The organism is Ruegeria sp. BHSA123, from assembly GCF_059613425.1.
Map to the genome: position 1 here is coordinate 1 of NZ_JBXWSL010000066.1, position 12,913 is coordinate 12,913.

Here is a 12,913-nt window from a genome sequence, read left to right on the forward strand (position 1 = left end):
CTCGACATTCGAAGTGAAGGTCGTGTTGGCGAATTCGCCTTCTGAATGGCCCAGCCCGGTGAAATCGAACCGAAGCACCGCGATACCCATGGCAGCCAGACGGGCAGAAATGCGCCGGGCGGCCGGGATATCCTTGGAACAGGTAAAGCAATGGGCGAACAGGGCCGTTGCCAGCACTGGTCCGTCCGGCAAATCCAGTCGCGCCGCCAATTGGCTGCCGTCATGTCCGGCAAAAGTGATGCGTTCCGTGGGCATGTCGGCTCCTTAAGTGGTACGGGGGAACACGCCCAATACTGTGTATTTGACCCTTCGGTCACAACCCTTAAGTCACACGCGTAACGGGAAGGTGAGAACGAATGGGTGTTTCACAGACTGCACAAGATCCCCGCCGTTTTCGTGTTGCACGGCGGCGGAACTCTCACTTTCTATTAATATCAAGAACGATGATGACAATCAGAACAAACATTCGTTTCACTTATGTCTCTGCACATCCCATCTGTAGTTCATGAAAGCTGAAACAGGAGACACAGATGTCACATGCAGATATTGCGCCCCAGATACCCGACCTGCGTTCACGTATGATCCTGGCCATTATTCTGGCCGGCGTTGCCGGGTTCGCGGTCGGCCAATCCTGGCCCGCACCCCAAGGTGGTTCACAGGTTCAGATCAGCCCTGCCACGGAAGACTGGCATGGAAACGTCCGCCGGTCCCATTGGTCGGAGTGAAGGCCCGGCCTTATTCGATCCCCATCAATTGGGGGTCAAAGGGATATCTGGACAGGTTCTCATACCCGGTTTCGGTAATGAGAACCTGATCCTCAAGCTTGATGCTGAAATCGCCACCGACTTCGCCGACACAGGCTTCGACGCACAACACCATGCCTGGCTCCAGCGGATAGTCATAGGCGCCTTCGACGGCTTTGTCCGGATACGCGACCAGCGGCCATTCATCACACAATCCCACTCCGTGCATCAGGCAGCCGTATTTCTGCGCCTGAAACTTGTCGTCAAGCCTGTGCGACATGGCCGTAAGTTCCGGGATCATCACACCGGGCTTCAGCATTTGCATGTTGGTCATGATGTGTTCATGCGCGTGCTGCATGGCATAGATCATGTCAGGGCGGGGCTTTTGGTCACCAATCCACCATGTACGCGAGATATCGATGCAAATCCCGTAAGACCCGATCAGGTCGGTGTCGAAGGCGATGATTTCGTTTTGCTGCGTGATGCGCGGGCCGCATTCCTGGAACCAGGGGTTCGTGCGTTGGCCTGACGCCAACAGGCGGGTCTCGATCCACTCGCCACCGCGCCGGATGTTTTCCGCGTGCAGAACAGCCCAGATATCATCCTCGGTTGTCCTGCCATTGCCGACATTGGCGCGCGCAAAGCTCTCCATTTCCGCTACAGCGGTTTCACAGGCGTGATTGGCACAGCGCATGGCCAGAATCTCATCTGGCCCCTTCACGGAACGGGTCTTTTCGGTCAGCTCTTCGCCTTCCATGACTTCAAAGCCCTGCGCCTCAAGCGCGCGCAGACCGTGCAACATGATCTTGTCGACAGCCAAACGTTTATTGCCGCCGCCATGCACATCGATCAGCACGCGCACCTCGTTCGAGAAGACATCTGCCGCTATATTCACCTTGTCGCCACGGTCGAAGTAAAACAGATCCGCGCCTGAACGCTGCTCGCGCACCAGCGGATTGAACGTGCTGAGGAAAGGCGAGTTCTTGTAGTCCCAGATCACCATATAGCCATCGGCACATAATAGCACCGCGCGAAACGGGTTATGCGTATTCCACAACTGCATGTTCGTGCTGTCGGTCGCATAGCGGATGTTCAGCGGGTCAAAAACCAGCAAACCACCATATCCGCGATCAACGATGGCCTGCGTTAGTCGCTTCCAGCGGTGTTCCCGCATCCGTGCAAGATTGGGCAATTCCAGACCTGCCGCAGCCCATTCGTCAAAAGCCAGCTGTGTCGGCCCGATCTCGATCCGGTCATTCTCATTTGGCGTGCCATCGCCCAGCGTAGCGCCTCGGCTGGGGTCAATCTTGCGCGTGTCTCGGTAATGCTTGTTCATGACGGACCTCGTTGCTTGTTCGGTCAAACCTAAGGTGCCCATGTGGATCGTCTTGGAAAAATGCGACGGCGAACCTGTCGTTTTCGACCGACAAAAATTTCGACCTATGCTAAGTCGCTGGTATGAATAAAGTTCTGCAGGAAAAAATACCATATGATGTCGGCAACCCGCGTGCTTTACCGGGTATACAGCCTGCAACGATGGAAAACTGGTTGCATCGGGACGAGGCTTTTGCCGGTCAGATGCAACGCCGGGAGAAGCTGCTGACAGAACGCCGCGATGACGTTCTGGCGCTTGATCCGCAGGCTGAATCCGCTGCTCGGGAACTGCTCGACCTTGTGGTGTCGCAGGTCTATCCCAATGCGGGTAAGGAGGTCGTCAGACCCGATGGTGTAACGGTCGCAGTCGACCGGGCGCAGCCGCTTGATACATTGTGCAGGCTGGTTCAGGAGGATTTTTGCATCCTTCAAAAGCGCGGAACTGAACATGTATTGACTGGCGCAATCCTGTGTTTCCCGGCCAGCTGGCTTTTGTCCGAGAAATTCATGCGACCACTGATCGACATCCATGTGCCTGTTGCAAGTTACGACGACAATATCGCCAAGCGGGTGCAGCGCCTGTTCGACGGGATACAGCCCGGTCGTCCGCTCTGGCGCTTTAACGCGCTTTGGTATGAAGACCCCGAACTGTTTCAACCCCGAAGCGCCAGTGACAGGCGGGGCGTCACAGATCGACGTAAAACGTCTTACCTGAGAAGTGAGCGGCAAACCCTGCTGCGCTTGCCGAAAACGGATGCGGTCGTCTTTTCAATCCACACTTATGTTCTGGCGGCGAACGCGGTTCCCATAATGGAAAACCCCGCCTGAAGGCGGGGCATCCAAGGAGGGTCTTCTGTAATTCTCTTATTGGCCCAAGGCGGCCGCAACATCGGCAAACGCGTTTGTTGCGTTCAGGGCAACTATCGCGAAGGTAAAGACAAGCACCTGGGTGTTGAGGCGAAAATCCTCACCCCGGATCAGATTCACTGCAGCCATTGACAGGGCAATCGGGGTCGAAACGCCTGCCAGTACACCCGTCATGCACCAACTGCTGAGACGCAGAACGTCGCTTGGCTTTACGACACCATCGTCGTCATCGAACGTTTCCTGACCTGGCATGTTTGTATCTTCACTGCGAAACGCGATGCTGAGCAATTGTTCATCTGTCAGCTGGATCGGGCGGGACGTCGAAGTATGAAGTACACTTAAGGTGTCACCGTTCTCTGGCACATTCACTGCCGAGAATTGCCCGGTCAGCGACTGAAAAATTTGTTTTCTGTCGCGTGATCGGCTGGGGGCCAGAGTGTCAAAGGCGCTCATAAACTGCTCGACCGTCAGAACCGTGTGTGGCGACAGCCATTCAACGCGCCGGGTCGAACAAATGTCGACCATGCGATACAGAATGACGACCATCATCAGTTCCGAAATCTCGGAGTCATCCAGCAGGGGTGAGACCGGCGTGATTGAAAGAACCAATCTGTTTTGCGGATTTGCGGCGCGGGGTTTTGTTATCGTTTTTAGCCCCGCGGCGCGATCCATACGCTCGTACCGGTCTTCCTGCTCGGGGGTGCCTGTATCCAAGGTCAGTCGCACAAGATACTGACTTGAAACAATGCTGGCTTCAGAATTGCTCAGCAACGCCTTGCGTTCGACCAGATGGCCGTAATCTTCCAGCGTCGTGGCAACGATTGTGCCAAAACGCTCGATCGCGCCATTCGCGTCGCCGTTAAATTGCAGGCCGCCATGGTAGCTGTGCTTCCGAGCCACTGCACTGTCCTTTTTGCGTACTGTTCAGCAAACACTGTAACAACCATTCGTGTGGAGAATTTGGCGGAAAATGCAAAAAAGGTGATTTTACTCCGGTATTGGTTACGCGTTGGAAACCAAGAAACTAAAGGCTTTTGTTTGTCACTGTGGCGGAAATGTGGCGAAAGCGGGTGCGGAGTGTGTTGTTGGTGCGACCGCCTATTGGTCGATTCGGGCGGCCATGATTGCTATGGATTGCTGATAAACAGAGGCCGCGTTCCACTGTTGCAGCACTTGAAAATTCGGCTCCCCTGGCTGATAGCCACGCCCCGGCTTCCACCCTTTCTTGCGAAGATAATTGGCGGTCGAGGCAAGCGCGTCGGTCATGTCATAGAAGTCCACCCGACGGTCGCCGGTGGCATCGACGCCATAGGTCAGGGCGTTGCCCGGCAGGAACTGAGTGTGGCCCAACTCGCCATGTTTTGCCCCTTTTGTCGCCACGGTAATGCTTCCTGCATCGACCAGTTTAAGTGCCCCGATTGCGTGCGGAACAAAGAACTCGGACCGGCGACAATCATAGGCCAGTGTTGTGATTGCGGAAACAACCTGACTGTCTCCCATAAAATTGCCAAAGCCGGTTTCCATGCCGTGAATGGCGATCAGAATGCCCGGCGGAACACCGTATTGCCGTTCAAGCGCAGCATAGAAATCGGGATTTGCAGCCTTGCGTTTGCGCCCCTGCGCGACGATTGCATCAGCGCCTCTGACACGCATGAACTTGTCCAGTGTGTATTTGAAGCTTTTCTGATTGCGGTCTGCCGCAATTGTGCCCGTGGCGTATTGAGCTTGGGCAAGCGCCTGAAGGCCCTTTTTTTTCACACCAGCCTTGCGGGCCTGCTGGGCGAAATCGGCCTTCCAGGCCTCGAACCCCGCGCTGGTATTCCCACAAGGCGCGGCCAGAAGGGGCGAGGACACAAGCAGGGCGAATAATACGTAAAGGCGAAACATGCAGGTAATCCGGCTGTGTTAAAATCTGAGGCCAGCCTACCTTGAGCTTTGAATTGGGCAAAGCAGTTCGTTGGAGTAGCACCAACCGCTCCTGCAAAAGCCTGTTGATTGGTCTGCAGAGCGCCTTTGAAGGGTTTCAGATCCTCAGCATCGGGCAGATAGCAAGGGCGAAGGTAAAAAGTGTGTATTCTGCGTCATGGCGCTCGAAAAGGCTGAACAGCGACAGACCGGCGCAAATGAAACAGGGGCGCCCGTTTGGGCGCCCCTGTAAATCCATGCCGTGCTGCTTAGCAGCTGTAATACATGCCGTACTCAACCGGGTGTGGTGTGTGCTCGTAGGTTTCGACCTCTTCCATCTTCAGGGCGATGTAGCCGTCGATCTGGTCCTTGGTGAACACGTCACCTTGCAGCAGGAAGTCGTGATCAGAAGCCAGCGCTTCCAGAGCTTCACGCAAGCTGCCGCAGACAGTCGGGATACCGGCCAGTTCCTCGGCAGGTAGATCGTACAGGTTCTTGTCCATGGCTTCGCCCGGATCGATCTTGTTTTTGATGCCGTCCAGGCCAGCCATCAACAGAGCGGCAAACGCCAGGTAGGGGTTCGCTGCCGGATCGGGGAATCGAGCCTCGACACGTTTTGCTTTAGGGCTCTCGGTCCACGGAATACGGACACAACCTGATCGGTTGCGGGCCGAGTAGGCGCGCAGAACTGGGGCTTCGAAACCGGGGATCAGGCGCTTGTAGCTGTTGGTTGCGGGGTTGGTGAAGGCGTTCAGTGTCTTGGCGTGCTTCAGGATACCACCGATGAAGTACAGCGCTTCGTCCGAAAGATCAGCGTATTTGTCACCCGCGAACAGTGGCTTGCCGTCTTTCCAGATCGACATGTTCACGTGCATGCCGGTGCCGTTGTCACCTGCGATAGGCTTCGGCATGAAGGTTGCCGATTTGCCGTACGCATGAGCCACGTTGTGGATGACGTATTTGTACTTTTGCAGTTCATCCGCCTGCTTGGTCAGGCTGTCGAAGATCAGGCCCAGTTCGTGCTGGCATGACGCAACTTCGTGATGGTGCTTGTCGACCTTCATGCCCAGACGCTTCATGGTGGACAGCATTTCCGACCGCAGGTCCTGCGCTTCGTCGATTGGGTTCACCGGGAAGTAGCCACCCTTGACGCCCGGACGGTGGCCCGTATTGCCCATTTCGTATTCGGTGTCGGTGTTCCATGATGCGTCAGTTGCATCAACTTCGTAGGATACCTTGTTGATCGTGTTCGAATACCGGACATCGTCAAACAGGAAAAACTCGGCTTCGGGGCCCATGTATGCAACATCGCCGATCCCCGATGCCTTCAGGTAGGCCTCGGCTTTCTGCGCTGTGCCGCGCGGGTCACGCTCATAGGCTTCGCCTGTATCGGGCTCGACGACCGTGCAGTGTACGCAAATGGTTTTCTCAGCGTAGAACGGATCAACATATGCGCTTTCGGTGTCGATCATCAGCTTCATGTCCGATGCTTCGATCGACTTCCAGCCTGCGATGGACGAGCCATCGAACATGAAGCCTTCGTCCAGGAAGTCTTCGTCGACCTGATCGGCCATCAGGGTCACGTGCTGCAGCTTGCCGCGGGGGTCGGTGAAACGGACGTCGACATATTCGGCGCCCTCTTCCTTGATCAGCTGAAGAACTGCGTCCTTGCTCATTCTCTTGATTCCTCTGACTTGAAGATTGGTATGTTAGAGCGCGTCCGAGCCGGTCTCGCCGGTACGGATGCGAATGGCTTGTTCAACCGGAGAGACAAAGATCTTACCGTCGCCGATCTTGTCGGTCTTGGCTGCCGACACGATGGCCTCGATGGCCGCATCGACCTGGTCATCGTCCAATACGACCTCGACCTTTACCTTGGGCAAAAAGTCGACAACATATTCCGCGCCACGATACAGCTCGGTATGGCCTTTCTGACGGCCGAAACCTTTGACTTCGACGACGCTGAGACCCTGAACACCTACGTCCTGCAACGCCTCTTTCACTTCGTCCAGTTTGAACGGCTTGATGATCGCTTCGATCTTTTTCATTCCGGCTCACCTTGAATGGTTGTCTCAGGCGCAGTGATCACGTCTAAGATCGGGCAGCAACGTGATTGCGGTATCGGTCGGGTCGGTATCCGTTGAAATCAGGCCCTGTGCTAATTTTTGGGCGGTTTGCACAAAAAGTAATCGAAACTGAATCGCGCGAGGGTGTGACATGTCCGAATTGCTGACAGCGGCGCAGATGAAAGCCATCGAGCTCGCGGCCATTGAGTCCGGTGAGGTCACGGGCCTGGAGCTGATGGAGCGGGCAGGGCAAGGCGTTGTCGAGGCGATCTTCGAGGAATGGCCAGATCTGGACAGGCGAGGGGCCAACCCCTCGCGCTCCCCGGAGTATTTGGAAAAAGATGAAGATAATCCGTTGCGCGCGGTCGTGCTGTGCGGGCCCGGAAACAACGGCGGTGACGGGTTTGTCGTGGCGCGTCTTTTGCGGGAACTGGGCTGGAAGGTTGAGGTATTCCTATATGGCGATCCTGACAGGCTGCCGCCGGACGCGCGGGTGAATTATCAGCGATGGGGTGAGTTGGGTGTTATCAACGCGCTTTCAAAAGAAGGCTTGAAGAATGACCGCCTGGCCAATTTTGGAATACCAAACGTTTTGGTGGACGCGATTTTCGGCACGGGGTTGACACGTCCGATTGATCCTGTGCTTGGGCAATTGTTGGAGTATTTTTGCAGCTTGTCATCACGTGTTCGCTTTGTGGCAGTCGATTCACCTTCGGGGCTGTGCATGGACAGCGGAAAGGTGCTTGGTGCCCGAGCAGGAATACTGACCGATGCCAGACCCCTTTCTGCGGATCTGACAGTAACCTTCGAACGAAGAAAACTTGGGCATGTGTTGAGCGACGGTCCGGCTTATTGCCGGAAAGTGAGCGTCGTCGAAATTGGTCTGAATGAAACGTCGGAGCGGCACTGGGGGCAGGTTATTTTGCAAGGAGAAAGAGCAGGCCGGGGTCCAGTCCGCAGCGTCACTCTGGACGACCAAAAGCTCGATAGCGGGCGGCGTGCAAGAACGCTTTTGACAAAGCAAAGCGATTTACCTTCAGTCGTTGCGCACAAATACACCCATGGCCATGCCCTGATCCTTTCGGGTGGCCCCGGCAAGACCGGTGCGGCGCGTCTGGCCGCGCGGGGGGCCTTGCGGATTGGGGCAGGGTTGGTGACGCTGGGGGTGCCATCCTTGGCGTTGGCAGAGGTGGCGAGCCGGATCACTGCCCTCATGCTACAGTGCGTTGATGGTTCTCAAATGCTGTCAGACGTATTGCAGGACGTGCGGATGAACGCCCTTTGTCTGGGCCCCGGTTTGGGGTTGGAGCGCGCGCGGGACCTGGTGCCGGTCGCCCTGATTGCGAAACGTGCGACGGTTCTGGATGCGGATGCGCTGACAGCTTTTGCTGGTGATCCCGGAAACCTGTTCGAAATGCTGCATGACCGCTGCGTTCTGACCCCACATGGCGGAGAGTTTGCGCGGCTGTTCCCCGATCTGGCGGAAAAGCTGAGCGAAACGCCGGTCAGAGGCCCCGCCTATTCCAAGGTGGGCGCAACGCGAGAGGCAGCGGCACGTGCGGGATGTGTCGTGTTGTTCAAAGGGCCGGATACTGTCATTGCGGCCCCGGACGGGCGATGTTCGATCAATGCCGCGTGCTATGATCGCGCCGCCCCTTGGCTTGCAACCGCCGGGTCAGGCGATGCGTTGGCCGGTTACATCGCCGGGCTATTGGCGCGGGGGGTCGATCCGATGACGGCGGCTGAGACAGCAGCGTGGCTGCACGTGGAATGCGCACGGCGTTTCGGGCCGGGATTGATCGCCGAGGATCTGCCTGAGCAATTGCCCGGTGTTTTCAAACAGCTGAATGTCTAGTTGTTTTGGGCAGAAAGCAGTTCAGGCTCTGTCTGAATCGCATGTTTTCGCTGTCAAGATGTGCGCGGATGCATACCGCATATTTGTCAGGTGCATAGGTAGGCATCACTATTCATTTGCAAGCTGCCAGTGGGGGCTGGAGTCGTATCTTGTAAGCTGATGAAAAATAATGTAAAATGTCAAAATTATTAGTATGTTCTGTTGCTAAAATACAATTCTTGCGTAAGACAAGGCGCAGACCACTGGAACGCTCGGATTCAGTAAACAAATGGGCAGTATCTGAACCCCGAACCAATTATGGTGAGTGAAATGACCCCAAATATCAAAAAGATATCGGTTGCTGCCTTTCTGTCTGCCACGGTCGCTGTTCCGGCAGCCGCAGAGCTGAAATACGAAAATAACAGCGGCGGCTATGTGCTGTTGTACGGGCAGTTTAACCCGGCCTTGATTTCTGTTGATGACGGACAAGATACCGAGACCCGGGTCCTCGACAACGATCTGTCGAACAGCCGGGTTGGCCTGCGTCTGATGCAGCCATTTGGCCAGAACGAGTTTACCTTTCGCTTGGAAACGGCGTTGGGCTTGCCGAACTCGACTGAATGGAACCAGAACGGTACAAACTTTAGCGGCTGGACCCGCGACGATATCCGGTTTGTGGATTTTGCCTTGAAGGGCAGCTACGGCAAGTTCTCGGCAGGTCAGGGCAGCATGGCGGCAGATGGTGCTGCAGAAGTGGACCTGTCCTATGTCGGCACCGCGCTGTATTCGTTCACAAACGATGAGAACTCTGGCTTTTTCTATCGCGGCACAAACGGTGTGCTGAGTGGTATTACGGTTGGTGACAGTTCCAGCAACTTTGACGGCTCACGTCGCGGGCGTGTGCGGTATGACACACCAACGGTTAACGGGTTCTCGGCCGCATTTGCATATGGTCAGAACATCCTGTCCAGCAGTGACGATGATGACTACTATGACGTCGGTGTGTTCTATGAAAACACCTTTGCAGGCGGAGTAGAGTTTGCGGCAGCTGTCGCGTATTCGGTGCGGGACCGGGATGACAATTCAGGGGATCGCAAAGATACCATCGGTTCGGCCTCGGTGTTGTTGCCCAGCGGTCTGGGTTTCACGATTGCCGGCGGCACGCGTGACGATGACCGGGCTGGCCAGACGGACCCGAATTACTGGTACGGCAAGGTCTCGTACGAAGGGAACTGGGTTTCCTGGGGTAAGACAGGTGTCGGCATCGACTATTTTGACGGCGCGGATTTCGAGACCAACGGGTCCGACACCAAGGCATGGGGTATCGCTGTCGTGCAGAAGGTCGAAGCGATCAATACCGATGTATACCTGAAGTATCGCAACCACGACTTCGATGATGGTTCATCCTTTGACAACAACGAAGCATGGGTTCTGGGCGCGCGCTGGAAGTTTTAATTGCCTTCCAGCGACCCAACACGAACGCCCCGAAAACCGGGGCGTTCTTTTTTGCCAAAACCAGGTTGATTCAACCTTTGCCCCTTGCACGTTGGCGGCAGGGCAAATAGAAGGCGTCAAATTTGCCCGGCGCGCCCGTTTTGCGCGCCCCGAATCCTATGGGGACTACCAAAATGCAGGTTACCGAGACGCTGAACGAAGGTCTGAAACGCGGCTACAACATCGTTGTGACCGCAGCCGAACTGGACGACAAGGTCAATGAAAAGCTGACCGAAGCACAGCCGGAAATCGAAATGAAAGGCTTCCGCAAAGGCAAGGTGCCGATGGCGCTGCTGAAAAAGCAGTTTGGCCAGCGCCTGCTGGGCGAGGCGATGCAGGAATCCATCGACGGTGCGATGAACAAGCATTTTGAGGACAGCGGCGACCGCCCCGCGCTGCAGCCCGAAGTCAAGATGACCAACGAGGACTGGAAAGAAGGCGATGATATCGAGGTCGCGATGTCCTACGAAGCGCTGCCCGCGATCCCTGAGGTCGATCTGAAATCGGTCGCGCTGGACAAGCTGATCGTCAAGGCGGATGACGCCGCCGTCGAGGAAGCGCTGAACAACCTGGCTGAAACCGCTCAGGACTTCAAAGCCCGCCGCAAGGGTTCGAAAGCCAAGGAAGGCGACCAGATCGTGTTCGATTTCGTCGGCAAGGTTGATGGTGAAGAATTCGAAGGTGGATCGGCGGAAGATTACCCGCTGGTTCTGGGCTCGAACAGCTTCATCCCCGGTTTTGAAGACCAGCTGGTCGGTGTGAAGGCCGAGGAAGAAAAAGACGTCAACGTGACTTTCCCGGAAGAATATGGTGCCGAACACCTGGCCGGAAAAGACGCGGTCTTCACCTGCACGATCAAGGAAGTGAAAGAGCCGGTTGCAGCGGAGATCAACGATGAGTTGGCGATGAAGTTTGGCGCCGAGGATCTGGCCGCCCTGAAAACTCAGATTTCGGAACGTCTGGAAGCAGAATACGCAGGTGCATCGCGCGCTGTCATGAAGCGGGCCCTGCTGGACGCGCTGGATGAGAAAGTGTCGTTCGACCTGCCGCCGTCGCTGGTTGAAGCCGAAGCCAAGCAGATTGCACATCAGCTGTGGCACGAGGAAAACCCCGAGGTAACCGGCCATGACCACGGTGAGATCGAACCCACCGATGAGCACAACAAGCTGGCCGAACGCCGCGTGCGTCTGGGTCTGTTGCTGGCTGAACTGGGCCAAAAGGCAGAGGTGGAAGTCACCGACGCCGAGATGACCCAGGCGATCATGAATCAGGCCCGTCAGTACCCGGGCCAGGAACGCCAGTTCTTCGAGTTCGTACAGCAGAACGCTCAGATGCAGCAGCAACTGCGCGCGCCGATCTTCGAAGACAAGGTTGTCGACTATGTGTTCGAGCTGGCCCAGGTCAGCGACAAGGAAGTCAGCAAGGACGACCTGCAAAAAGCCATTGAGGCATTGGAAGAGGAATAATCCTCTTCCTTCCCTCTTTGTTCATAGAGGGGAAAAAACGGAGCCGCCTGTAAACAGACGGCTCCGCATGGGTGGCTTTTGTATCTATGAGGTGAGGGGGTCAGGCCTCATGAGCAAAAGCACGGGGGGTTTCTAACAAAGCGATCTTCTGCTCTGGTGTGAACGTATCCGAGAGCGCTTCGATCAGCTTCAGAACGTCCTGACGTTCAGCTTCGTTCCTCGCGGCGCTCATCTGTTCCACAAAATACTTCTCAAGATCAGTCAGTGGCTTGTGATCCTGATTGGCCGGGTTCTGGGTTGCGGCCTTCTTGGCTGCAAACAGTGCCAGTGCCTCTTCGTCGTCCATAAAGACGTTCTCATGGATGCCTGCAAATTCGCGCAGGCCCGAGATGCGTTCATCGGTACAATCCAACAGGGCGGCCAGTGCCGAGACTTTCCCCATGGGAACCGTTTCGCCGACATAGTCATATGGCGCGCAGTTCGACCGTTTCAGAACCCGGTCCATGACCGGATCGATTACGGTGATGATATCCTGAATGCCTGAGTTCTTGGCATATTCCAGAGAACCAATCATCAGCTCGCAGGTAGCATAAGAGACAGAATTCTTTTCCTTGCCACGCGTTAGGCGCTGCGTGTCCACGCAGAAGCGTGTTGATTCCCACATTGTTGCGCTGCGAAGTGGTGCTTCCCCGCAAAGGATTGCCGAAAACACATCCGACAACATATGAGGTCCTGTGGTCTGTAGGGCACGCACGGCTGCGACGACATTCCCCCCGTCGTCGAGTCCGATTACATATGCCGGGTCCAGATGATCGAATTCATCAATTTCCTTGCCGTCTTCGATCTTTACGTCCCATCCAAGACGTCCGCCAAAAACACGTGCTCTCAACTCGAACATTTCGTCAAGAACTTCGCTGAACATATGTCTGTTCAGGCCATCTACCACGATGATCATTTCTTCCCCCTTCGAGTGGTTGTTCGGTAATACTGACGTTACCGCTCTCGAAAGATTTTTCTATTGGGGGATTCCCGTATTTTGACGAAATTTGGGGATTTTTTTGTTTATCCCGGGGTAATAAGCCCGATCGCTATCGCCCGCCCTACAGCCTGAGGGGTGGTCAGCGCACTAAGCTTTTCCCGGCTCGAACGCAAGTGTACTTCTAC

The 12,913-nt window shown here is 55.7% G+C and carries 12 protein-coding genes and 1 pseudogene; 5 read left to right on the top strand and 8 right to left on the bottom strand.

Translation table 11 applies throughout. The features are described 5' to 3' along the window. The coding region (locus AC2FNC_RS17805; RefSeq protein ID WP_496716128.1) for an alpha/beta hydrolase at positions 1-255 on the bottom strand (255 nt) is incomplete at its 3' end. A gap of 275 nt (positions 256-530) precedes the next feature. Between AC2FNC_RS17805 and AC2FNC_RS17810 the strand changes: the two genes are divergently transcribed. Next, a complete protein-coding gene (locus tag AC2FNC_RS17810) occupies positions 531-725 on the top strand; it encodes a hypothetical protein (protein WP_480473400.1) in 195 nt (64 codons plus the stop codon). A 10-nt stretch (positions 726-735) separates the two neighbouring features. Here the strand turns inward: AC2FNC_RS17810 and dddP are convergent, their stop codons facing one another. Continuing rightward, positions 736-2,079: a dimethylsulfonioproprionate lyase DddP gene (gene dddP, locus AC2FNC_RS17815; protein WP_480517491.1), complete on the bottom strand. Its 1,344-nt coding sequence runs from the start codon at positions 2,077-2,079 to the stop codon at positions 736-738. Between the two features lie 122 nt (positions 2,080-2,201). On the opposite strand from dddP, the gene AC2FNC_RS17820 reads away from it, so the two are divergent. After that, a complete protein-coding gene (locus AC2FNC_RS17820; protein WP_480517488.1) occupies positions 2,202-2,945 on the top strand; it encodes a heme-dependent oxidative N-demethylase family protein in 744 nt (247 codons plus the stop codon). Positions 2,946-2,981: 36 nt separating this feature from the next. Here AC2FNC_RS17820 and AC2FNC_RS17825 read toward each other — a convergent pair whose 3' ends face one another. From AC2FNC_RS17825 to AC2FNC_RS17840, 4 genes are all read right to left on the bottom strand, one after another. After that, the gene (locus tag AC2FNC_RS17825) at positions 2,982-3,884 is read right to left on the bottom strand and encodes a hypothetical protein (protein ID WP_480473397.1); all 903 of its coding nucleotides are present in this window, start codon (positions 3,882-3,884) and stop codon (positions 2,982-2,984) included. A gap of 198 nt (positions 3,885-4,082) precedes the next feature. Continuing rightward, complete coding sequence (locus AC2FNC_RS17830) at positions 4,083-4,871, bottom strand: lytic murein transglycosylase (RefSeq protein WP_480473396.1); 789 nt, start codon at positions 4,869-4,871, stop codon at positions 4,083-4,085. Between the two features lie 287 nt (positions 4,872-5,158). Beyond that, a complete protein-coding gene (gene glnA, locus AC2FNC_RS17835; RefSeq protein WP_480473395.1) occupies positions 5,159-6,565 on the bottom strand; it encodes a type I glutamate--ammonia ligase in 1,407 nt (468 codons plus the stop codon). Between the two features lie 33 nt (positions 6,566-6,598). Then, positions 6,599-6,937 (bottom strand): P-II family nitrogen regulator, encoded by a 339-nt coding sequence (locus tag AC2FNC_RS17840; protein ID WP_209503542.1) that lies wholly within the window; start codon positions 6,935-6,937, stop codon positions 6,599-6,601. Between the two features lie 169 nt (positions 6,938-7,106). Here AC2FNC_RS17840 and AC2FNC_RS17845 point away from each other — a divergent pair, with 169 nt between their 5' ends. The 3 genes from AC2FNC_RS17845 to tig all read left to right on the top strand — a co-directional run bounded on the left by AC2FNC_RS17845 (position 7,107) and on the right by tig (position 11,749). Beyond that, positions 7,107-8,810, top strand: a complete 1,704-nt coding sequence (locus AC2FNC_RS17845) for an NAD(P)H-hydrate dehydratase (RefSeq protein ID WP_496716129.1) — start codon at positions 7,107-7,109, stop codon at positions 8,808-8,810. A gap of 309 nt (positions 8,811-9,119) precedes the next feature. Next, on the top strand, positions 9,120-10,244 hold the full coding sequence (locus AC2FNC_RS17850; protein WP_496716130.1) for a porin: 1,125 nt from the start codon (positions 9,120-9,122) through the stop codon (positions 10,242-10,244). Between the two features lie 173 nt (positions 10,245-10,417). Next, entirely contained in the window at positions 10,418-11,749 is a 1,332-nt protein-coding gene (tig, locus tag AC2FNC_RS17855; protein ID WP_480476781.1) for a trigger factor, read from the top strand. Between the two features lie 100 nt (positions 11,750-11,849). Here the strand turns inward: tig and AC2FNC_RS17860 are convergent, their stop codons facing one another. Then, on the bottom strand, positions 11,850-12,704 hold the full coding sequence (locus AC2FNC_RS17860; protein WP_480517482.1) for an acyl-homoserine-lactone synthase: 855 nt from the start codon (positions 12,702-12,704) through the stop codon (positions 11,850-11,852). A gap of 107 nt (positions 12,705-12,811) precedes the next feature. Beyond that, positions 12,812-12,913: pseudogene (locus AC2FNC_RS17865) on the bottom strand (LuxR family transcriptional regulator); the annotation flags it as partial.

What these genes read in the sequence shown, in the direction of transcription:
- AC2FNC_RS17860 (WP_480517482.1), bottom strand. Translation starts at nt 12,704, where the DNA reads ATGATCATCGTGGTAGATGGCCTGAACAGACATATGTTCAGCGAAGTT.
- AC2FNC_RS17830 (WP_480473396.1), bottom strand. Translation starts at nt 4,871, where the DNA reads ATGTTTCGCCTTTACGTATTATTCGCCCTGCTTGTGTCCTCGCCCCTT.
- AC2FNC_RS17845 (WP_496716129.1), top strand. Translation starts at nt 7,107, where the DNA reads ATGTCCGAATTGCTGACAGCGGCGCAGATGAAAGCCATCGAGCTCGCG.
- AC2FNC_RS17840 (WP_209503542.1), bottom strand. Translation starts at nt 6,937, where the DNA reads ATGAAAAAGATCGAAGCGATCATCAAGCCGTTCAAACTGGACGAAGTG.
- glnA (WP_480473395.1), bottom strand. Translation starts at nt 6,565, where the DNA reads ATGAGCAAGGACGCAGTTCTTCAGCTGATCAAGGAAGAGGGCGCCGAA.
- AC2FNC_RS17820 (WP_480517488.1), top strand. Translation starts at nt 2,202, where the DNA reads ATGAATAAAGTTCTGCAGGAAAAAATACCATATGATGTCGGCAACCCG.
- AC2FNC_RS17850 (WP_496716130.1), top strand. Translation starts at nt 9,120, where the DNA reads ATGACCCCAAATATCAAAAAGATATCGGTTGCTGCCTTTCTGTCTGCC.
- AC2FNC_RS17810 (WP_480473400.1), top strand. Translation starts at nt 531, where the DNA reads ATGTCACATGCAGATATTGCGCCCCAGATACCCGACCTGCGTTCACGT.
- tig (WP_480476781.1), top strand. Translation starts at nt 10,418, where the DNA reads ATGCAGGTTACCGAGACGCTGAACGAAGGTCTGAAACGCGGCTACAAC.
- dddP (WP_480517491.1), bottom strand. Translation starts at nt 2,079, where the DNA reads ATGAACAAGCATTACCGAGACACGCGCAAGATTGACCCCAGCCGAGGC.